Origin of the sequence: Shewanella waksmanii ATCC BAA-643 (genome assembly GCF_000518805.1) — a bacterium.
GTDB lineage: Bacteria > Pseudomonadota > Gammaproteobacteria > Enterobacterales > Shewanellaceae > Shewanella > Shewanella waksmanii.
Window position 1 is genome coordinate 132,301 of sequence record NZ_KI912497.1, and the last position, 22,719, is coordinate 155,019.

General features: G+C 44.4%; 16 protein-coding genes and 2 pseudogenes. 7 read left to right on the top strand and 11 right to left on the bottom strand.

Features of this window, described 5'->3' with window-relative positions; all coding sequences use genetic code 11:
- Nucleotides 1-5: 5 nt before the first annotated feature.
- Together L865_RS25685 and L865_RS0120700 are read right to left on the bottom strand one after the other, a co-directional pair.
- Nucleotides 6-146, bottom strand: coding sequence for a hypothetical protein (locus tag L865_RS25685; RefSeq protein WP_157577690.1), 141 nt, complete (start codon nucleotides 144-146; stop codon nucleotides 6-8).
- Nucleotides 147-408: 262 nt separating this feature from the next.
- Nucleotides 409-1,668, bottom strand: a complete 1,260-nt coding sequence (locus tag L865_RS0120700) for a serine hydrolase domain-containing protein (protein ID WP_028774971.1) — start codon at nucleotides 1,666-1,668, stop codon at nucleotides 409-411.
- 215 nt (nucleotides 1,669-1,883) lie between these two features.
- Here L865_RS0120700 and L865_RS25950 point away from each other — a divergent pair, with 215 nt between their 5' ends.
- The 3 genes from L865_RS25950 to L865_RS0120715 all read left to right on the top strand — a co-directional run bounded on the left by L865_RS25950 (nucleotide 1,884) and on the right by L865_RS0120715 (nucleotide 6,623).
- Nucleotides 1,884-4,163, top strand: coding sequence for a winged helix-turn-helix domain-containing protein (locus L865_RS25950; RefSeq protein WP_028774972.1), 2,280 nt, complete (start codon nucleotides 1,884-1,886; stop codon nucleotides 4,161-4,163).
- A 392-nt stretch (nucleotides 4,164-4,555) separates the two neighbouring features.
- Complete coding sequence (locus L865_RS0120710) at nucleotides 4,556-5,530, top strand: DUF1852 domain-containing protein (protein ID WP_028774973.1); 975 nt, start codon at nucleotides 4,556-4,558, stop codon at nucleotides 5,528-5,530.
- Between the two features lie 49 nt (nucleotides 5,531-5,579).
- Entirely contained in the window at nucleotides 5,580-6,623 is a 1,044-nt protein-coding gene (locus tag L865_RS0120715) for a methionine synthase (protein ID WP_028774974.1), read from the top strand.
- A gap of 130 nt (nucleotides 6,624-6,753) precedes the next feature.
- On the opposite strand, the gene L865_RS0120720 is transcribed toward L865_RS0120715, so the two are convergent.
- Complete coding sequence (locus tag L865_RS0120720; protein ID WP_028774975.1) at nucleotides 6,754-7,584, bottom strand: sulfite exporter TauE/SafE family protein; 831 nt, start codon at nucleotides 7,582-7,584, stop codon at nucleotides 6,754-6,756.
- A 283-nt stretch (nucleotides 7,585-7,867) separates the two neighbouring features.
- Between L865_RS0120720 and L865_RS0120725 the strand changes: the two genes are divergently transcribed.
- The 3 genes from L865_RS0120725 to L865_RS0120735 all read left to right on the top strand — a co-directional run bounded on the left by L865_RS0120725 (nucleotide 7,868) and on the right by L865_RS0120735 (nucleotide 11,551).
- Complete coding sequence (locus L865_RS0120725) at nucleotides 7,868-8,752, top strand: LysR family transcriptional regulator (RefSeq protein ID WP_028774976.1); 885 nt, start codon at nucleotides 7,868-7,870, stop codon at nucleotides 8,750-8,752.
- A 144-nt stretch (nucleotides 8,753-8,896) separates the two neighbouring features.
- Entirely contained in the window at nucleotides 8,897-10,582 is a 1,686-nt protein-coding gene (locus L865_RS0120730; RefSeq protein ID WP_028774977.1) for a SulP family inorganic anion transporter, read from the top strand.
- A gap of 405 nt (nucleotides 10,583-10,987) precedes the next feature.
- Nucleotides 10,988-11,551 (top strand): lactoylglutathione lyase family protein, encoded by a 564-nt coding sequence (locus L865_RS0120735; RefSeq protein WP_211237715.1) that lies wholly within the window; start codon nucleotides 10,988-10,990, stop codon nucleotides 11,549-11,551.
- 62 nt (nucleotides 11,552-11,613) lie between these two features.
- On the opposite strand, the gene L865_RS0120740 is transcribed toward L865_RS0120735, so the two are convergent.
- Nucleotides 11,614-11,871 carry a hypothetical protein gene (locus L865_RS0120740; protein ID WP_028774979.1) on the bottom strand — a complete coding sequence of 86 codons (258 nt, stop codon included), beginning with the start codon at nucleotides 11,869-11,871 and terminating at the stop codon, nucleotides 11,614-11,616.
- 382 nt (nucleotides 11,872-12,253) lie between these two features.
- On the opposite strand from L865_RS0120740, the gene L865_RS0120745 reads away from it, so the two are divergent.
- Complete coding sequence (locus tag L865_RS0120745; RefSeq protein WP_028774980.1) at nucleotides 12,254-14,209, top strand: methyl-accepting chemotaxis protein; 1,956 nt, start codon at nucleotides 12,254-12,256, stop codon at nucleotides 14,207-14,209.
- Between the two features lie 83 nt (nucleotides 14,210-14,292).
- Here L865_RS0120745 and L865_RS0120750 read toward each other — a convergent pair whose 3' ends face one another.
- The 7 genes and pseudogenes from L865_RS0120750 to groL form a co-directional block, all read right to left on the bottom strand.
- A complete protein-coding gene (locus L865_RS0120750; protein ID WP_028774981.1) occupies nucleotides 14,293-14,895 on the bottom strand; it encodes a DUF1240 domain-containing protein in 603 nt (200 codons plus the stop codon).
- 5 nt (nucleotides 14,896-14,900) lie between these two features.
- Complete coding sequence (locus L865_RS0120755) at nucleotides 14,901-15,824, bottom strand: hypothetical protein (protein WP_028774982.1); 924 nt, start codon at nucleotides 15,822-15,824, stop codon at nucleotides 14,901-14,903.
- A 485-nt stretch (nucleotides 15,825-16,309) separates the two neighbouring features.
- The gene (locus L865_RS0120770) at nucleotides 16,310-16,999 is read right to left on the bottom strand and encodes a zinc metallopeptidase (RefSeq protein WP_028774983.1); all 690 of its coding nucleotides are present in this window, start codon (nucleotides 16,997-16,999) and stop codon (nucleotides 16,310-16,312) included.
- Nucleotides 17,000-17,264: 265 nt separating this feature from the next.
- Nucleotides 17,265-17,408: pseudogene (locus tag L865_RS25315) on the bottom strand (IS4 family transposase); the annotation flags it as partial.
- Between the two features lie 229 nt (nucleotides 17,409-17,637).
- A complete protein-coding gene (locus L865_RS0120775) occupies nucleotides 17,638-19,128 on the bottom strand; it encodes a hypothetical protein (RefSeq protein ID WP_028774984.1) in 1,491 nt (496 codons plus the stop codon).
- Nucleotides 19,129-19,311: 183 nt separating this feature from the next.
- Nucleotides 19,312-20,462 (bottom strand): annotated as a pseudogene (locus L865_RS24295) (IS3 family transposase).
- 554 nt (nucleotides 20,463-21,016) lie between these two features.
- Nucleotides 21,017-22,672 (bottom strand): chaperonin GroEL, encoded by a 1,656-nt coding sequence (groL, locus tag L865_RS0120790; RefSeq protein WP_028774986.1) that lies wholly within the window; start codon nucleotides 22,670-22,672, stop codon nucleotides 21,017-21,019.
- Between the last annotated feature and the right edge of the window lie 47 nt (nucleotides 22,673-22,719).

Below are 22,719 nucleotides of genomic sequence, written 5' to 3' on the forward strand. Positions count from 1 at the left end.
TCAGTTCAGCGGCCATATTTATGAATAACGACATAGACCAAGGCTAAATATAGCCCGATTAAGCTTAACCATTTAACCCCATAATACACCCATTCCACTACATCTAGTGCCGCTGCAGTCTCTACCATCGCTTGCTGCCACCTCATTTAAGCTCACCAATTCACATCAGCAAAAACCATCATAATTAATGACTGAAATACTATAGGAAGCGACTAAGCAAGCCGATGAATTAGAGATATTCAAATTTGCTTTAGGCTACTGACACCAATCCAACTGGCGCTGTAGCTCTAAACAACCTTTATAGACGCTACGTGAACTGCGAAGTGCTTATTTGTTGCGATAGCGCAGGAAGATTTATGGCAACAAAGCCGGCAACTTATGCCGGCAGTTCATATTGTAATAGGTAACTTATTGGTTGCTCGCTAACCTGTTAGCTTGCCCAACAAAAGCGGGGAGAATTCGCTCAGCAATAAGCTGTTGTGTGGTGTTTTCCCTATCATGGGCGGTCACTACGACCATCAAATCTAGCTCCTTAATCAACAAGATATACATGCCGCCACCACCTTGGGCAGAGGTAGTCGCATAACTTTTGCCGTTATAAGTTAAATCGCTCCCCCACCAATAGTAGCCATAGCCCTGATTAGATACCGCATCACCGCCACCAAAAATCTCAGCTTCAGGGTAAATCAGCCTGTCGGTTGCTTGGGTAATAAAGTCGACGGGCACCAACTGCTCGCCATTCCATTTACCGTTATTCATCGCCAGCTTGCCAAACTTGAGCATCGCCCTCGATGTCATGCTGGCAGAGCCCGGTAGCCCGGTGACTTTATGGGTTTTCCAGCCGTAATTGCTGATCTCCAGCTTATCGAGCAGTTCTTGCTTAATGAACGCTTGTGCTGAACCTGGCACCACGGCCTCTATCACTTGCATCACCAACATAGGATCGTTTTGATACTTGAATGCTTGCGACTCAGCCGTTATTGGCGCACTTGCTTCAAGGTAGGCCTGTACTAAACCTTGACCTTTTAATGCGGGTGAGCTTTGCTCGAACCCTTGTGCATCCGCTTCGCTGATCCGAATGCCTGAGCGCATCATCATTGCTTTGCGCAGAGTAATTTTCTCCGCTCCTTTGGTGAAACGACTCTGATCTAACTCGGTGAGAAAGCTAACTAACGGCTTATCCAGATCAGCCATAGTAAGGTGGCCCAATTGAATCGCTCGGCCAAGTACGGTACTCACGTAAACCTTACTGGCTGACGATTGTGGGTGAGGTAAATCAATACGGCCCCGAGAGAAATAGGACTCGAATAGCAACTTGTCTTTATGGGCAATCAGTAGACTATCAAACTCGCCATGTTTTCCCGCGGCGATCTCTTTTGCCAATGCTACAATCAACTTTTCATTGCCAGCATCAACGCCTAGCTGACCCACATCAATGCCATCGTCATGTGCAGAAGGCGATGTATCAATATAAGCACTTTTCAATTCGCTGATATCGGTGAATCTAAGCTCGCTATTGGGCACCCGCCAGTGTTTTATCTTCGCTTCCGCTGCGGTGGCCTTGGGCGCGTTGTTTTCACTGGTTCCGGCATTTGCTATCGGTAAACTAACAATCGCGCCAAGCGTAGTGGTAAAAAGTAGTCTCTTTAATTGTGTATTTAAACCCATTGCTATTCTCCATGCTGTTGCGAGGGATCCTCGCTGCAATAACTCCTCGTAATCGAGTTCAAGGTTATCTCGCTTGGGGAAAAACACATGAAGTCATGCTGATTTTTTGCTGATTTCTCACTGAATCTTTAGCGAGTCATTAATTAGCAATTGGTAACTCGGCTTTTTTAGGTTTTAATAGAGATAGTTATCGACAGGGGGTGAGTGAGAAGTTAATGGAAGAGCAATATTGGGTTGGCGATTTTTTTATTGATTTAACCCGTAACCAACTCACCCAAAGACAACAAAGCCAAACGCTGCCACCAAAGGCCCTTGCGGTGCTGACCTGTTTAGCAAAAAGTAAAGGCAAAGTCGTCAGTCAGGATGAGCTGCTGGCAAATGTCTGGCCCAATACGGTGGTATCGCCAAACACATTGCAGCGCTGTATCGCCCAACTAAGAAAAGCCCTCGGCGATGATGGCAAAGTTCAGCACTATATCAAAACTCATGCTAAACAAGGCTATAGTCTTGAAGCTGATGTACAGTGGCAAGTGTCACCACAACATAGTACCGAACAGGCACAAGAGTACCGCGCCGAGCAAGCACTAGCGCAAACCGATAGCCACACCAAGCTGACAGACGCGGTAACGAAAACAGAGGCTAAAACAGCAGCTCACTCTGACATTCACACTGATACTGATACACGCAATAGTACTAATACGGCAACCAATCCATCGGTTGCCGACAAAGCAGAAGCGGGCAACGGAAAACAGCGCCAATACCTAGGCATCGCCGCCATTGTCGTATTACTGTTTGTTGTTGCTGTTATGGGCTACCAACCAAGTGACTCAGCCGGGCAAAAGCCACTGGTTATCAAAGCAATTAAACCTCTGACCTCAACGGATAATAGGGAGCTGGCCAGTATCTACTCCCCCCATGGCCAATACGTCATCTTCCAACGCTTTCCCGAGGTACTGTGCACCAGCAATCTTTGGGCTAAAAACCTCAACACACAACAAGAGTTCCAACTAAGTGATCAATTGGGTGCTTATGGCAATCTTGCCTTCTCTAACGATGGCAGCACCTTGGCCTATGTTCAGCAAGATAGCTGCGGACAAGCGGTGACACAAAAGTCGTGTTTTAAATTACAAAGTATCGACTTCCAACAAGCGCTCAAATCACCGCAAATACCCGATACCATCATGGAGTGTAATAACTCAGAGATCCGCTCAGTGAAATGGCTTAATAACGAAGAAATTACCTTAATGCAGAAGCACGAACAGCGATGGCAACTGATCCGCTACTCGATGACCGACCACAGCAGCGAGACGATTTTCTCCCTAGCCGACGGTAACATTTTTGCCTATGACTACTCACCGAGCCAAAATCTTATCGCACTCACCAGTATTCACAGTGATGGCGAACGCTACATCGAAACCCTCACTCCCCAAGGGAAATTACTTGGCAGCTACCCAATCACCTACCCCGATGGCATCCCTAAATATCGCCCTATTTATGCCAACTTTTCCTCAGTAGACAATCAGTTGATTTTCAGTACAGGTAAACAGCTTTACACCCTGTCCTACCAAGGCGAGATTCAACCTGTCAGCCTGCCATTGGTTGATGCGATTGGCTCGCCAGTATTTCATCCCGATGGTACCCGCATGCTAGCGATTAAAGGTCACTATGACAGCGACATTATTGCCGTACCACTATCGCAATTTGACGCCAATACCGCTGAAAAATACCAGCCTACAAGCCTTAACTATCAAGTCATTGCACGCTCAACTTTTGGCGAAAACCAACCCAAATTTCGCCCGTCTGTAACTGATAACTCGCCCGCTGCCGCAATCGCGTTTAGCTCTAAACGCTCTGGCAATTCGCAGCTTTGGTTAACGGATAATGCCACCACAAGGCTGAGTGATTTCACTCAAGGCAGTTATATTTATAATTTCGCTTGGGCAGAAGATGGCAATAGTCTACTGGTTAATGTGTCGTCAGAACTAAAGCAGATCTATCTCGATGGGCGCAGCGAGGATGTGAACCTTAGCTATCCGGTCACTAAGCTATTTCATTGGCATAGCAATCAACACGCTGTTTTGGCCATGGTGATGATTAACGGAGTAGAGAAGTTTGCCGAAATCAATCTTGCCAGCGCCGATATACGCATCCTTAACCACAAACGAGTGACTTGGGCACGTTACAGTGACAATGGTCAGTTAATCTATATGGATCATATGGATAGAATTTGGCAGCCCAAAGGAATCGAAGATCAGCTGATCACGCCGTTAGTCGGCCAAGGCAGCGACAAACGCTTCGTTATCAATAACAACATCATTTACGGCATCAATGATGATTTTCAGCTCTGGTCCTATGGGATTGAAAGCCAGCAATTTTCGCTTATGGCTCAACTTCCCGACACGGTTGATGACATCACCGATGCCAATCAACATACCCTGTTAATGACTATGCGCATCGCCGCCAGAAAAGATGTGGTTGAGCTAACGTTGCAATAAACAGTGCTAACGATAAGCAGTGCTAACGATAAGTTGATTTGCCTGCCCCTACCGAATAACTAACAACTAGCATCACTAGCAACACCGTTATCAGCGATAGCGGCGCCTTTTAGCTCAGTCTATCGTGACCATTCTCAAGCCTCTATATGCCCACTTGAAATCTAACTCATGAGCATTGTTCATCTATTGATGAAGTAATATCAATTTTTTTCATGAAACGATCCAAGTATAAATCATTCTAGGCATTCACTTTGGGCATTAGCGCAGTGAGCTTTTGATTTAACCACTAGGTAAATCAAAAACACCGCAGCAGGTGATTGGAATGATCACTCGCCTTGAAAGCGTCAATCATCACTTAAGGTTTATCTAACGGAATTGGATACGAGATCACTATGCAAAACGAATTCACATTTACCATCAAAAACATCAGTTTCGATGAGAACTATCATCCATCTGACAACACACGAGCAACCACCAATTTTGCAAACTTGGCCAGAGGTAACAGCCGTCAGCAAAACTTGCGCAATGCATTAAAAATGATTGATAACAGCTTTAATGCGTTAGCCCATTGGGATAACCCGAATGGCGATCGTTACTCGGTTGAGCTAGAAATTATCTCTGTGGATATGGATATCCAAGCCGATGGTCAATCATTCCCATCAATTGAAATACTCAAAACCAATATTGTCGACCATAAAACTGATAAGCGTATCGAAGGCATAGTGGGCAATAATTTCTCTTCTTACGTGCGAGATTACGATTTTAGTGTGCGCTTACTGGGTCATAACAAAGGCCAAGCCAAATTCACTATTCCTGAAGATTTTGGCGACCTGCACGGCAAGCTATTTAAGTATTTTGTTAATTCAGATACTTACAAGCAGCACTTCAAAAAGCTACCCGTTATCTGCCTCAGTGTGTCAGATAACAAGACCTATCACCGTACTGAAAACCAGCACCCAGTTTTGGGCACCGAATACCTGCCAAACGAATCTTCACTCACTGAGCAGTATTTTAAGAAAATGGGCTTACAGGTACGTTATTTTATGCCGCCTAACAGTGTGGCGCCGTTAGCTTTTTACTTCTTTGGCGATTTACTTTGTGATTGCACCAACCTAGAGCTGATCGGTACCATCAGCACTATGGAGACCTTCCAAAAAATCTATCGACCCGAGATCTACAATGCCAATGCGGCGGCAGGTAAATGTTATCAGCCAAACTTGAAAAACCTCGATCATTCGCTGACACAAATTGTCTATGACCGCGAAGAGCGCAGCAAACTAGCGGTTGAGCAAGGTAAATTTGCCGAAGAGCATTTTATTAAACCTTACCAAACTGTGCTTGATCAATGGGCAGCCAATTACGCCTAACCAAACATTAAGTTTAGCGAAAACATATTAAGTATAGGTAGCACAGCAAATGACAACCCCAGCACAAAAGAGATTATTACCCACATCGACCGCCGGTAGCTTGCCTAAGCCCTCTTGGCTGGCACAGCCAGAAACCCTATGGTCGCCTTGGAAATTACAAGATGATGAGCTGATAGCAGGTAAACAAGATGCCCTACGTATTGCACTGCAAGAACAACAGCAAACCGGCATTGATATCGTCAGCGATGGCGAGCAAACACGCCAACATTTTGTCACCACCTTTATTGAGCACCTTAGCGGTGTTGATTTTGAAAAACGTAAAACTGTTCGCATCCGCAATCGCTACGATGCCAGCGTCCCCACGGTGGTGGGGCCCGTTAGCCGTCAAAAGCCGGTATTTGTTGACGATGTGAAATTCCTGCGCCAGCAAACCAATCAACCCATTAAGTGGGCACTGCCCGGGCCCATGACCATGATAGACACCCTCTATGATGATCATTACCAGAGTCGAGAAAAACTGGCTTGGGAGTTTGCCAAAATTCTTAATCAAGAAGCCAAAGAATTAGAAGCGGCTGGCGTGGATATTATCCAGTTTGATGAGCCCGCATTTAACGTGTTTTTTGACGACGTAAATGATTGGGGCATCGCCTGCTTAGAACGAGCCATTGAGGGGCTCAAATGTGAGACCGCAGTGCATATTTGTTACGGCTATGGCATTAAAGCCAATACCGATTGGAAAAAGACCTTAGGCTCAGAGTGGCGCCAATACGAAGAGGCCTTTCCTAAACTGCAGCAATCTAACATCGATATTATTTCGCTAGAGTGCCATAACTCTCAGGTGCCAATTGAATTGCTTGAGCTGATCCGCGGTAAAAAAGTGATGGTAGGTGCCATTGATGTGGCTAGCGAAACCATCGAGACCCCTGAAGAAGTGGCGCAAACCCTCAGGCAGGCACTGCAGTTTGTTGATGCCGACAAGCTCTACCCTTGCACCAACTGCGGCATGGCACCACTGCCGCGTCACATTGCCAGAGGTAAATTAAATGCTTTGAGTGCGGGCGCGCAAATCGTCAGACAGGAGCTGTGCAGCTAAGGCTGATGGCCCTAAGGTGACTGATATTGATAAGTCAGTCACCTTCAACCTTCACCTTAGCCTTAGCCTTAACGCGACAATGTCATTATCCGCGGCAACCTTTTTATGTATTACGCAGATCTAACACTATCTAAAAGAAAACTTGCCCCAACATACGCAGCCCAGTCACTAATAGCACCAGCGCAAATACCTTTTTGAGCATAGCCGCATCCAGTCTTGCCGCCAAAGCCGCACCCACAGGGGCGAACAGCACCGTTAACGGCACAATACAGACAAAGCCAAGCAAATTCACCAGCCCAAATGTCCCCGCTGGCGCGTCCAATGGTGTGCTCCCCAGCATCAACATAGTAAATGCACCGGGCAATGAGATAATTAAACCGATTGCCGCAGCAGTGCCAACCGCTTTATGGGCAGGATAGTTGTACAAGGTCAACAAAGGCACCGAAATCGTGCCACCACCAATGCCGACCATGGCACTAAAAAAGCCTATTGATGTGCCCATCACGCTTTGTCCCGTACGCCCAGGTAACTGGTTAAACAGCGCTGACTTACCCGTTCTAAACAACATGTTTAATGCCGATAAGCTGGCGATCACGCCAAATAGTGTGGTGAGTATATTGCCGTTAATGCGGGTCACTAACCAGCTACCGACCAATACCCCCACCAGAATAAATACCCACCAACGCTTTAATAGCTCAACATCCACATTACCTTTTTGTTTATGGGCTCGGATCGAGCTGATTGATGTCGGTACTATAGTGGCCAATGAAGTCGCCGTCGCCACCAGCATGGCTGATTGCGCTGAAACGCCAAACCCCTGAAACAAGAAAAACAACACGGGCACAATGACAATGCCGCCTCCCACTCCCAGTAAGCCCGCTAAAATGCCAGCCAGTACGCCCGAGCTTGCCAATACCATAATGGTGAGCAAGTTATTGATTACAAATTCGATGATGTTCATTGATGGTGACTTCTATGTGTAAAATATTAAGGCCGTCTCGACCCGGCGAAGGTTACAACTAGCGCATGTTGGCCCATAAAACGTAACAGCGGCTTCTAAGCTATTGATGCTGGCATAAATCCAGTCTGTAATGGATTATCTAATCAGCTAATTTATATAACTTTTTAACCCTACAGATTCCCAAATGGTATTGTAATGAATCTTATTCCATGAATAAAAATGATATAATTTCATTATTCAATGAACGTCATTCATCAGTAACAAACACGACGGGAGTTAACGGGTGTTAGAAAGGATTCATTTAGAAATACTCACAGCCATTAAAGAACATGGAACGCTAACTAAAGCCGCTGATTCGCTGCATTTATCTCAATCTGCACTCAGTCACAGCATCAAAAAGTTAGAGGGCCAACTTGATACGCCGATATGGAAAAAAGAGGGCCGAACTCTGCGTTTGACCACAGCAGGTGAGCGTATTCAAACGCTAGCTAATCGGGTGTTACCGCAGTTTTTGCACACCGAACTGCTACTCAACCAAATTGCCCAAGGTGAACTAGGTTCGCTGCGCATTGGTATGGAGTGCCATCCCTGCTATCAATGGCTGCTTAGGGTTATCGCCCCCTATCTCGACCAGTGGGCCGATATTGATATCGACGTAAAGCAAGAGTTTCAGTTTGGCGCTTTAGGCGCGTTGCTGAGCTATGAGATTGACGTTCTCATTACCCCAGATCCGCTGTTTAAACCTAAAATCGACTACATCCCAGTGTTTGACTATGAGCACCGACTGGTGGTTTCAACCTCGCACAAACTAGCCGAACAAGGGTTTGTGCTGCCCGAACAGCTCAGTGAAGAAGTGCTATTTAGCTATCCGGTTGAACCGATGAGGCTGGATATTTTCAGCCAATTTCTTAACCCTGCAAAATGCGCCGTCAAGAAACACAAAATTATTGAAACCACCGAAATCATGCTGCAGATGGTCGCCGCAGGCCGTGGAGTCTGTGCCCTGCCCGGTTGGCTTGTGGATGAGTACGCTAAAACCATGCCAATTAAAAGCATTAGATTTGGACAACAAGGGATTAATAAACAAATATTTATTGGTATTCGCCGCGGCGAGCAGCAAATTGACTATTTGAACGATTTCATCGAACAAGCGAAGAAAACCAAATAATCAGTTTAGCTCGCTATTCACTGGCATCGCACTTAAATACACACTTAACAAACACAACTGCATTTGTGACATTGATCCCACCCGTATAAGCGCTATACAATGCTGCAAATTTTGTGTTGCAAACGTTTTAAGGTGGTAATCGCTTTGTTTAAACAACGCTTTCAAGATGTCAGTCTTAAGGGAGATATATTTGGTGGTGTCACCACTGCCATTATTTCATTGCCACTGGCCCTCGCCTTTGGTGTGGCATCCGGAGCCGGTGCAGAAGCGGGTTTATGGGGCGCTATTTTAGTTGGTTTTTTTGCCGCATTATTTGGCGGTTCTTCAACACTAATTTCAGAACCCACCGGTCCGATGACGGTGATCATGACCGCCATCTTAACTACCATGGTGGCCAAATACCCAGAATCTGGGGTCGCGATTTCCTTCACCATTGTGATGATGGCTGGAGCGTTCCAGTTTTTACTGGGTATGCTCAAACTCGGTAAATACGTCACGCTAATGCCCTATAGCGTTGTATCTGGCTTTATGTCAGGTATCGGGATTATCTTAATTATTTTGCAACTCTCGCCCTTGTTGGGTCACGCTGCACCCGCAGGTGGGGTAATGGGCACCCTAGGTGCCATACCCGACACTTTAGCCAATATCGATTTTAAAGAGCTGTTTTTAGGCATACTCACCTTAGTGACGCTATTTTTGTTCCCACAAAAATACCGCAAATACGTGCCCGCACAGCTCGTCGCGCTTATTGCCGTTACCTTGTTATCGGTCATCGTGTTCGATACTGATAGCATCCGTCGCATTGGCGAGATTCCAGCGGGTTTGCCTTCATTGGTTATCCCGCATATCAATGCCGAAATCTTTACCACCATGATTATTGATGCCTTGGTGCTGGGCACATTAGGTTGTATTGATACCTTACTCACCGCGGTAATTGGTGACTCGTTAATCCGAAAAGAACACGACTCCGACAAGGAGCTGCGTGGCCAAGGCCTAGCAAATATGATCTCTGGCTTGTTCGGCGCACTACCTGGTGCTGGTGCCACCATGGGCACAGTGACCAACATTCAAGTCGGTGCACGCTCGCCCGTATCAGGCATGACCCGCGCCCTGGTATTAGCGCTAGTGGTATTAGTCGCAGGCGGTTTGACCGAACCTATTCCTATGGCTGTACTTGCCGGTATTGCGGTATATGTTGGTTTTAACATTTTAGATTGGAGTTTTATTCAACGCGCCCACAAAGTCAGTGTATCTGGCATGGCCATTATGTACGGCGTCATGCTGCTCACGGTATTTGTTGACCTGATTGTTGCCGTTGGTTTAGGGGTATTTATCTCTAACATCATTATTATTGAACGCCTCAGCCGCGAGCAAGCTCGCCAAGTAAAAGCCATTAGTGATGCTGACCAAAATACGGTACCGCTGACCCAAAGCGAAAGTGACTTGCTGGACCAAGCCAAAGGTAAAGTGCTGTTTTTCTACTTATCAGGGCCAATGATCTTCAGCGTATCAAAAGCAATCTCACGCCAGCATAATAGTATTAACGATTACGAAGCGATGATTTTGGATTTAACCGACGTACCTATGATTGATGTCACCGTGGGCTTAGCGTTAGAAAATGCCATTAAAGATGCGCAAGATGCACACTGTGAAGTATTTTTACTCTGCCCTAATCAGCAAACTAAAGAGCAGCTGAAAAAGCTTCATGTGATTGACTCACTGCCACAAGAAAACACCTTCTTGTTCCGCTTTGAGGCACTACAAGCCGCGCTTTCCCATGTTGGGTTGAATAAACAGCCAAACACAGATCTTAAATTGCCGGGCCAATAACTGACAGCATTAGCTGAGATGCTAAAAGCTAATTCAAACATCAATAGAAAAGCCTCGATATAGCGACGTATCGAGGCTATTACCTAGCAAATTATAAAATTGCCGACACCTAGGCTAGGTGTATCGGGCAAGGTCACGCACATTGCTACTATTGACCCCAAAAGGGTTATCTCATACCGCCAACATAGATAAAACTTTATTATTAAAATTATAAATATTGATAATTTTTTATTTGCACACACTCGCTATAAACTTCGCTCCATCAAATGATGAAAGCTTGAGCTGGAGAGTGTCATGAGCAAGATTGAACAAAATATCGATTTAAATCTAGAACGTAGAAATGTACTTAAAACCGTTGGTATGGGCGTTGCGGCCGCAGTGGCGGCATCGACTGCACCGGCAGTAATGGGCGCCACTCGCGCACCAGCAGATAACGCCAATAATGTGGATGTTGAGCGATTCAACACCAACACCCCTTACCCACGTACTTTCTCACATATTGGTATTTCGGTACCTGATTTAGAAAAAGCCGTGAAGTTCTATACAGAAGTGCTTGGTTGGTATGTGATTATGGAGCCGACTGAGGTCATTGAAGATGACAGCCCAATTGGCGTGATGTGCACTGATGTATTTGGCCCGGGTTGGGAACGGTTTAAAATCGCCCACTTATCAACGGGTGACCGTATTGGGATTGAGTTATTTCAATTTAAAAATCAACAAAATCCGAAAGATAACTTTGAGTACTGGAAAACCGGAATATTCCACTTCTGCGTTCAAGACCCAAATGTTGAAGAGCTAGCAGAAAAAATTGTTGCTGCAGGTGGTAAAAAGCGTATGAAAGCACCGCGTTATTACTTCCCTGGTGAGAAGCCATTCCGTATGATCTATATGGAAGACCCATTTGGCAACATCCTTGAAATTTATAGCCACAGCTATGAACTCCAATATGCCAGCGGCGCTTATAGCTAAAGCGCTATAAGCAACTAGGGGCCAAATCTGGCCCCTAAAATGTTGACTCGTTCAGGCTGCCATTATCTGCGGTTGTTGGGGATATCCCTTGCACCAGCAAGCCTACCAAAAAATTGGCTAAGCCCAATCCCCTGCCTAATACGTTCTGCCCAAAAACCGCCAATAATAAAACCCACGACTCCCCAAGCTGCAATGCTAAGCGAATTTAGCTGACCAGATTGCAAACTCAACATCGCCCCAATAAAGATACCTAACAGCGTAGGTGATGCGGCAACCGCTAGCCACTGTAATGCATGTACAAATAGACTCACTACTCTCATCGGCTCTCCTTAACCTAAAAACGTCGCCATTTATAAATTACCGCTCAAACAGCCATGCGACATATTATGTCATACAGCTACTTATGTCGAACTAAACCTTAGCTATATGGCGCACACCTGCCTTAGCAATAACATTAAGAAACCCGAAACAGCGAGCTGTCTCGGGTTTGATATAGAAAATTAGTTGGGGACTTCAAAAGCGGTTTCGTTACGCACTACAGCGACTTATCCGATAAAGCGGCAAAAATTAAAGTTCTACTATACTGAGTATTACGACCAGATTTTTCCTACCACTAAGTATTAGCTCGGCTTACCTCCATACAGTTAACCAAAAGTCACTGTAGTAATAGCCAAATTCAATATAAAAACCAGGTATAACAGTATGTTACAAAAACTAAAACTCAATATGCAGCTGTATGTTTCTTTTGGCCTAATTCTAACATTACTTCTCATCTCATCGTTGATCGCCTACCAAGGCTTATCCAGCACTTATAGTGGATTTGTTGAATATCGTGGCCTAGCACGAGATACCAATTTGGCGGGCCGTGTGCAAGCTAACATGTTAATGATGCGGCTATCTGTCTTAAGTTTTTTAAATACTCGCTCCAATACTGCAGTTGAACAATTTACTGAACGTAAAGACAAGATGGAGACTTTTCTCGCTGAAGCGAAAGTAGAAATTCAAGCCCCGCAGCGAGCAGCGTTAATCAGTGAAGTAAATACCGAAGTCGGCGATTATATAGAGGGGTTCAAACAGGTTGTGTCGCTATTTGCTAAGCGCAACCAAATTGTATCAACAGAGTTAGATCCCTCAGGGTTAGCCATGCGCGAAGCAACGACAGCTATCATCAATGGCGCCTACAATGACGGTGACCCTGATACGGCTTATTATGCCGCGCAAGTTCAAGAGCACTTGTTACTGGGCAGGCTTTATGTCACCAAGTACTTAGTGACCAATGCCGAATCTGATGCGCAGCGAGCAAAGGAAGAACTCGGCGAGAAGATATCAATAGCGCTAGCGGATCTCGATAGCCATATTACCAATGCTAATCAACAATCATTGCTAACACAGGTTAAAAGTAACCTTACACAATACCTCGCCGCTTTCAACAATGTGCAAAGCACTATTACTGAGCGTAATACTCTAATAACAAACAACTTAAATACCCGTGGGCCATCGGTTGCGGGCAAAATTGAACAGGTCAAACTTTCAGTAAAAGATGACCAAGACTTGCTCGGCCCTCAAGTACAAACCCATGCCAACAGCGCCAAAACCTCTGTGGCAATCATCTCGCTCATATCCTTGCTTTTAGGCATCATCATCTCAGTCTTTATGGCTAAAATAATTCGCAAACCTATCGGCGGTGAGCCCGCAGAGATAGCAAAGATATCCAACCGGATTGCAGAAGGGGATTTGAGTACAGAGTTAACAATCAGCGAAGAAGACAGCGGTATCTATCGCTCTGTGGCTGAAATGTCTCAAAAACTGAGCCAACTAATCCGTTCAATCAAAGAAACCAGTACCAACCTAATAGATTCGGCAAATAACAGCTCAGAAATCGCCTTACAAAATACCGCTTCTATTATGGAACAAAAAGAGATGACCGATATGGTGGTCGTTGCTATCGAGGAGATGTCGATAAGTATTCAAGAAGTGGTGCGTTACGCCGCCGATTCTGCCGAAAAATCTGAAATCGGCCTTGAAGAAGCAAACAAAGGTCGCAGTGCGGTAGAGTCTACCGTCGAATCAGTCAACGAGTTGGCCGATGAGTTAAGTAACTCAATGTTAGTCATCAAAGAGCTAGAGCAACACAGTGAAAAGATAGGTTCAGTCATTGAAGTTATTCAAGGGATCTCAGAGCAAACCAACCTGCTGGCATTAAATGCCGCCATTGAAGCCGCCAGAGCTGGTGAGCAAGGACGCGGATTTGCGGTAGTTGCAGAGGAAGTAAGAACACTGGCGCAGCGAACACAAGATTCCACCACTGAGATTCAGTCTATCATCAACAATCTACAACAAGGCACAGCCAAAACGGTCTCTGTGATGGAAAGAAGCACCCTCAAAGCCAATGCCACCGTTGAGCAATCAACTGAAACGGACTCGGTGCTTGCCAACATTCATGGCGTCATCAATGAGATATCATCAATGAACATGCAGGTCGCTTCAGCACTGGAAGAGCAAGCGAGTGTGGCATCTGAAATTACCGCCAATATGTCATCGATTCAGGAGAGATTAGAAACCACCACCGCAGCCACTCAGCAAGCTCAAGAAGCCAGCGCGCAAGTCAATGATATGGCTGAGCAGCTCAATACCATGGCCGCAAGCTTCAAGGTTTAATCGCGAATTTCAAGGGGAATGGACTCCCCAAAATCTAACTTGCCATGCTCACTTTTTACAGGCCTATCACGGCCTCATGCCCTTTAGCGACCATTGATATAATCTTCCCGAGCTTGTTTGGTTTCAGAAATAAAGGTTTCAAGCTCTTCCAGTGATGGCTCTGTACCTTGTTGGTTAAAAGGCTCAAAAAAATTCGCAATATCACTCTGCATCAGTGAACCGGATTGCAAACACAGCGAATCATTCTTTAACCATACATCTGGAGCCCTAAACGACGCCCCTGTGTACCAATAACAATGGTTATAGCCTGCTTGTTTTAGTTTATGCTCAACATAAAAATTCGCGATAAAAATGCCTAGAAAGAACAGCGGCAACATCAAAGCTGCCCCTTTGATAAAGTACTCTGTAGCAAGTTTAGGGCAGAAATTAATTAACCTTTGAATCGATGCCAGTAAGAAAAAACTGAAAGGGAAAAAAAGAAAAATCAACGGGATTCTTCCGCTGTTCTCCTTAATGTAAACAGCCTCGCCAATACTTTTAAATACACCTAGCTCATTTAGAAAAACGTAGACAATAGCAACGCAAAAAGATGCAGGTAACAAAGGTGCCAAAACACATACAGCCAGTTCTTTCAGTTTAAGCTCTGAGAGTTTTTTATCAGCATGCTTCCATTCAATCAGTTTCATGTAAACTAATTCCCTAAATTCAGCCGTGGAATATTAAAGAAGCGGCTCAAAACTCCATAAGGGTCTTTTTGATACTCTTTACTGACTTCAATAAATTTATTTCTTTCAATGACAAAGTCCCGCTTTAAGTCATTCTCAATTCTAACCAGCTCGGCCACAAGTAAATTTTGATAACTAGACATATCAGAGAAGAAGTAAGCAAATGCTCCACCAACTATAACAACCACTAACAACGGTGTAACGGCTGCTCCAGCAACAGCTCCACCAACATAAACACTTATGATACCCATAGTAGCTTTACTTGTTACAATCGCTGCCCCAACCACCGCCATATCCACAGCAACCCCGGCAACAAAGTGATGCCAAGTAACATTATCGTTAAGCAGCTGCTCAGTAAAATGAAACGCAACGGAAATCACAATGCTAACGACAAAACCGCCTTTCATGGCTTTATTGGCGCTGAGTTTGCCTACACCAATGGTAAACAGTTTGGGATTGCTGGCGAGATAACGTGTGCCGCTTAGGTGAGCCTTTAAGCCCGGATAACTGTTAATAATCACCGCAGGAGCATTGCCATATACTTTGACTTTAAATTTACCAAACACATTGCCTTGTCGCTGCATTTCTACGGCCAATAACGTCAGCGCCTTCACGTCATCTAACACTGGGAACCAGCTGCCCAGTGTTTTAAGGCCTTCTTTATGCCGATTCCAGCTAGCTGGAAGGCAGTCATTCCGCACTAGCAGCTCATCAATTGAGTCGACGGCCTCAGCGCGTGTCATCCCCTGCTTCATTTTCACTGAGATGATGTAATCGACAAATTCCGCTGAGCTCATTTGAATTAGAGTGTGATTATTGCCTGACAATAGGCTTTTGATCTGATGCTGACGTTGCCGCTCGGCAATCGCCCGACGGGCATAGGCTGACATAATAAAATCCTTTTATATATTCATTCCGTTGAAGTAAGCAGTTTATTTTACCGATCCAAACGCATTTGTATATTATCTATAAGAGTAGTTTTCAACCATTAATAACTCTCTTGGTTGATTGGCAGGTATCAACTTATGTTGAATAACCTTAATTGCTATATTGCTTTAGCTGAGCAGTATTTAACCAATATGATTACTAAGACTTTTATCAAACTGCTAGCTTGAAAAAATTGCCCAACTAGCAGTGAATGGATGCGACTGATAGATGATTCTCAAGACTAAATTCCGCAAAAATCAGCAGGCACAAACTGCGCTTACACCGCAAGCCGCAAGCCGCAAGCCGCAAGCCGCAAGCCGCAAGCCAAAATACAAAAACGAAAGGAAACCTACACACTTAATTGTTTGGAGTGTGGGTGTGGGCAACAGCTAACGTAAGAACAGAAAAGAAAGTTAACTCCACCCCCATTTTTATCAGCAAAAGCTGATTAACGACGCAGCACCGCTATCCAGCGCCCAAGGTTGAGCAAGCTTGCAAGCGAACCCGCTACGTAGGTTAGCGCAGCTGCTTTGAGGATCTTTTCTGCGTGTTTAAGGTCGCCGTCGTGCAGGTAATGACCCTCTTTAAGCATAGGCAACGCCTTGCGATAGCTTGCATCGAACTCTACTGGCAATGTCACCAGGTGCACTAGGGTGCTAAGCCCCATCGACAGCACACCGATCAAAATGATCAACGCGCCAGCCTGTGGTATGCGTGTCAGCATTAGCACTACTGGCGCCGCAACCATCATAATTCCAGCAATACGCTCACCTGCCATTGCTGCTCTAGCAAGCTTCTGCCGCGCGATAAATAAAGACTCACCGCGAGAATCCTGTAACGCATGCCCAACTTCATGGGCGGCTACCGTCACTGCCGTTAGCGAGTAACCTGAAAAGTTATCCGGCGAGAGGCGAACAGCCTTAGCGGCTGGGTCATAATGATCACCACCGTTAGTCTCTTCAACCTTAACGTCTTTCAGCTCACAACGATCCAGAAGGTGACGCGCAAGCTCACCACCGTTACCTTGACCACGATAACGATCCGTAGGCTGCTGATACTTGCTCATAACGTGGTTAACCCACCAACTAGGCAGGAATACACAGCAAGCAATAACGAGAATTAGAATTATCCAAAGCATGAAACCAGTATGCCATAAACGGGGAGTTAGCTCGCATACAATAATTATAAGGCCTGCGAATCTAGCGTTTTAGAGGACCCCAATTACTTCTTCAGCAGCTGTCTTAAAATTGTTTCTAGTTATAAAAACATCAAAAAACATAGAGTAACAAACATAGCCAGCCATTATTAATCACCTGCCCACTAATAACCAGATAAGGCAGGGAAAGGGCTCTGACCCCTTTATTCCCTGACCCCTTTATTCCCTGACCCCTTTATTCCCTATTAATCTCACGTCCTAACCCTGTGATAGAAAGTGCAGCCCCATTCATCGAGCTTTGTATTGCGGCAAATAGGCTCTGTCGACGAGTTTTGTGCATTGATGGGGTGACAAGGGAAAGGCATTTTGATAAAACTTGGTTCGCATTCATGGCATTGACTCGTGATGATTTTTGTTTGGCGATAAATTTGATCACCCAATGCCATGAATGTTCCTCAAATATTTTATCTCATTATTTTAACTTATCTTTTTGTGGGGATTCGTCAGGCTCTGACCCCTTTATCCTATCCTATCCTGATCCCTTTACCCTATCCTATCCTGTTCGCTATACACCTCCACCTGCGATATTCGCTATAGGTGGAGGGACTTACATTTAATCGTTAAATTTCATCTGTTGGTTCAGGCGTCCATGGAGGGTAAATAATAATATCACCTTCCCCCTTATTACTCCCCGTTGATGATGTTACTGTACACAGTACTTTCACCTCAATAGCAGAATTGTTAACCCTCCCCATAGCATTCATATAGATCTCGCCAGATGTTTCAGTGCTATAGTTAAAAATGACTTTTTCCATTTTATTCATTAGATTATAAATAGAAAAAAGTCTTCTTGAAGAATTGTTATTGCCACCCGTTGCCACTACCCATAAATCATCAGCAAAGCTAAATGCGTCAATTTTGAATAATAAATTAACGCCTTCGCCATAATTAAACGGATTTTTTTCAAACCAAGTTCGATTCTTAAATGGCATATCAAATCTTATATGTCTTTCAGGTACCGTACATCTACCAGGCTTTTTGATAGGCTCTCTATTGCAAGAATCCTGAATATTATGCCGATTAGGATCTTTTAAATAAACTGAGGCATAATTACTTCCTCGGTTAACTAGAGCATTATCAATGCTCCCACCAACAGTGCCTATAATCGCTGCGGCAGAGCTACTTCCAGCAACTTTTGCTGCTGCACCAACCATAAACGAGTATTGCTCCTTATTGTTACTATATCTATTAGCCACTAAAAAAGCTGTTGATGCTAAAGCTGCTTTATTTCCATATTTTTGTTCAGCGCCCCCTTGGAAAAATATATCAATACCTTTTTGAAGGGCAGGGTCATCAGAGTAATAACTTCCCTTTTGTCCTTCTAGAATTGAAAGTGAAGCATTAACTGGTTTAACCCTGTTGATGTTTGCAGGGGGTAAGCTGTTAACAGGGCAATTTCCTACGTTACTTCCTTGTGTACCATAAAAAAGGGCGCTGTTAACGCCCGATGATACCCCTTCAATATTAAGTAATGCCGGAATTGAAGCACTAGTCCTTGGCTCAGAAATGGAGGAGGGAACTTCATCTTTATTTGGAACATACCTCATAGGATCGTCTGTTGTAACTCCTACGGTTAAAGCAAATGAACCTTGACTTGTCAGCTCATATCCAAAAATGATTTCTCTATCTTGTGTTGAAACTTCGGTACTAAATCGCGGGTATAAGATTTGATCTTGTCTTGTCGCATTAAATGAGTCTGACAAGTTAAATATTTCACGACTTACCGTCTGCATTGGCAACGATAGCTGCTCTTCATAAGGCCCTTTTTCAACTGTAATTTTATCATTATTAGTTACAGCGGTACGAACAACCAACAACCCTACGTCATCTGAATGACCAGTCAACTTGAAACACTTTGTGAATTTTTCCCCTTTTGGGATTTCATACTTTTTAAATTTGGGTATATCAAACTCTGCCTCAAGTTCAATGATATTATCAACAGAGCACTCTGAGTATAATATTGGGTTACCAGGTATTGATGGTGGGGGGGGGCTGGCACATACATAAAAACTAATTAACAGCGACCATATTCCAATTATTATTTTTTTCATAAAATATCCTTTTATTATTTAACGACGTTGAATAATTCCCTCTAGATACCTAACAACTAACATAATAAGAAAATAACTACAATATAAAAGTGGCTATTTATCGCTCTACTTTAGCAATTCACGAATTCAACTCCGAAGTGCACCACTCGCTAATTTAGGCTGCCTTGGTAAGCCCCTAATTTCTTAGACACTTAACTGTTTCTCAAAGTACTGTTTTTCGAACTGCACAGGAGACAGACCATTATTACTACCATGACGACGCACTGGATTATAGAAATATTCGATATAGTTAAATATTTCTGAGCGAGCCTCATCTCTATTTTTATAGATTTTTCTCTTAACTCTATCTTTCTTCAGTAACGAGAAAAAGCTTTCCGCGACAGCATTATCATGACAGTTTCCTCGTCGACTCATACTGGCTTCTAAATTGTGCTCTTTTAAGAAGCCACGCCAATCAGAACAGGTATATTGCACTCCTTGGTCGGAATGTATCAAAACCTTATCTTTCGGTGAACGTCGCCAAATAGCCATTAATAGTGCATCAATTACTAAGTCTGCTTTTGGCGTGTTTTTCATCGTCCAACCCACGACCTAGCGAGAGAATAGGTCAATAACTACAGTCAGATATAGCCACCCTTCATGCGTACGGATATAGGTAAAGTCGGTCACCCAAACCTTGTTGGGTTCTGCGACATCAAAGCTACGATTTAACGTATTTGGTACAGTGTGACTAACATTCCCACCTCCAAAGCTTGGATTGCGTTTGTAACCACGTATGGCCTTTATTTGGGCTTCCTTCATTATCCGATAAACACGATTCTTCCCGATACTTTCACCATCATCTTTCAAGTCTAAAGTCAGGTTTCGATAACCGTAGACACAACCGCTCTCCAGCCAGAATTGCTTAATCTTGCCCAGAAGACGCTTATCTTCAATGGTACGATTACTACAAGGCTGTTTTAGCCAAGCATAAAAACCACTACGGTGAACATTGAGCACTCGGCACAGTACTGCTATTGGATATTGGTCGAGTCGAGACTTTATGAACGTGTACTTTTCTTTGACTCGCTTGCAAAGTACACGGCGGCCTCCTTTAGTATATTTCGCTCTTCCGTGACTCGCCGAAGCTCTGCTTTTAGTTTACGAATTTCGTCTTGCTGATTATCGATGGTGATGTGTTGCTTCTCTGGTTTATCGAACTTGTTAATCCAGTTGTGCAAGCTTTTGGTTGTGATGCCTAACCTTTCTGCCACATCAGCGATTTTATAGCCACGTTCTAGCACTTGCTTAACGGCTTCTTCTTTAAATTCTGGGGTATATCGTTGTCCACTCATAAACATATCTCCTATGCAAAAAGCTTAGGTGAAATTTGTCCATAAGACTCGGGGCAGTCCATATAACTCTATGAAGTGTCTACTATTCTAGGGGCTTACCACTAAGTTTTATCAACATGTCTCTCATTTCCCTTCCCACTGATACATAAGAACAAATCGTTTTAGTCAATTTTCAGCGATTGGAAACTCCATGTGCTGCGGTTCTTTATCCATTGTGGACAATAGCTAAGGCCGACAATCAGCCGATGAAATAACATAAGGTTAATCGTGTATACAGGTTAAGTTCTTACCGACCAATCTGGAGTTCAACCCCGACTTATTTGAATTCCTCCGCATCCATTCTTAGTTAACCATTTAACTTAAAAACAAAAAAACCTGATATCGCTAGATATCAGGGTTTTTACTATTTAACAGGTTCTAAGCTTTTGAGCTAAGACCAGCATCTGTACATAGCGCAGGAAAAATTCCTTTAGAGCAAGGCGCTGTGAGCGACGTGTAGTACGCCTACACGAGCGAGCAGCAACACCGCTATAAAGAATTTTAACCAGCTAAGATTACATCATGCCGCCCATTCCACCCATGCCACCCATACCACCCATGCCACCCATATCAGGTGCGCCTGCAGCAGCTTCTTGTGGAATCTCGCCAACCATTGCTTCGGTAGTGATCATTAGACCGGCTACTGATGCAGCAAATTGTAGTGCACTACGGGTGACTTTAGTTGGGTCTAAGATACCCATCTCTAGCATGTCACCATAGGTGTCGTTACCGGCGTTGTAACCGTAGTTACCAGAACCGTTCTTGACGTTGTTAGCTACAACTGACGCTTCTTCACCGGCGTTAGTTGAGATTTGACGTAGTGGCGCTTCCATAGCACGTAGTGCAATAACTACACCGTGCTTTTGGTCTTCATTGATGACATCAACATCAGCAATTTTGCTAGCTACGCGAACCAGTGCAACACCACCACCGGCAACCACACCTTCTTCAACCGCTGCGCGAGTTGCGTGTAGTGCATCTTCTACGCGGGCTTTTTTCTCTTTCATTTCAACTTCAGTCGCTGCACCCACTTTGATCACTGCAACACCGCCGGCCAATTTTGCCATGCGCTCTTGTAGTTTCTCTTTGTCGTAGTCAGAGGTTGACTCTTCAGCTTGAATCTTGATTTGTGCAACGCGTGCTTCAATCTGTGCTTGCTCGCCAGTACCGTCGATGATGGTAGTGTCATCTTTAGTGATCACAACGCGCTTAGCCGTACCTAGGTCTTCTAACGTGGCTTTTTCAAGCTCTAGACCAATCTCTTCAGCAATCACAGTACCGCCAGTTAGGATAGCGATATCTTGCAGCATTGCTTTACGACGGTCACCAAAACCAGGGGCTTTAACAGCAGCAACTTTAACGATGCCGCGCATGTTGTTCACAACAAGTGTTGCAAGTGCTTCACCTTCAACATCTTCAGCGATGATAAGTAGTGGCTTACCGGTTTTTGCTAGACCTTCAAGGATAGGCAGCAATTCACGGATGTTAGACACTTTCTTGTCAACAAGTAGGATGAATGGGCTTTCTAGCTCAACGCTGCCAGTTTCTGGCTTGTTGATGAAGTATGGAGATAGGTAACCGCGGTCAAACTGCATACCTTCAACCACGTCTAATTCGTTTTCTAGCGCTTGACCTTCTTCAACAGTGATAACGCCTTCTTTACCTACGCGCTCCATTGCAGTGGCAATGATTTCACCGATTGACTCGTCAGAGTTAGCAGAGATAGTACCGACCTGAGCAATCGCTTTAGTGTCGCTACACTCTTGAGATAGGGTTTTAAGCTCGGCAACAGCAGCGATAACCGCTTTGTTGATACCACGCTTAAGATCCATTGGGTTCATGCCAGCGGCGACGGCTTTTAGGCCTTCATTAACGATAGCTTGAGCAAGTACAGTTGCGGTAGTGGTACCGTCACCGGCTGCGTCATTGGCTTTAGAAGCAACTTCTTTCACCATTTGCGCGCCCATGTTTTCGAACTTATCTTCAAGTTCAATCTCTTTGGCTACTGATACACCATCTTTAGTGATAAGTGGTGCGCCGAAGCTTTTATCTAAAACAACGTTACGACCTTTAGGGCCAAGCGTTACTTTAACTGCGTTAGCCAATACGTTTACACCAGCAAGCATTTTTACGCGTGCGTCGTTACCAAATAGGACTTCTTTAGCTGACATGTTCTTTTATCCTTTAAAAATTAAAATGAGAAAATGAATTGCAGTGG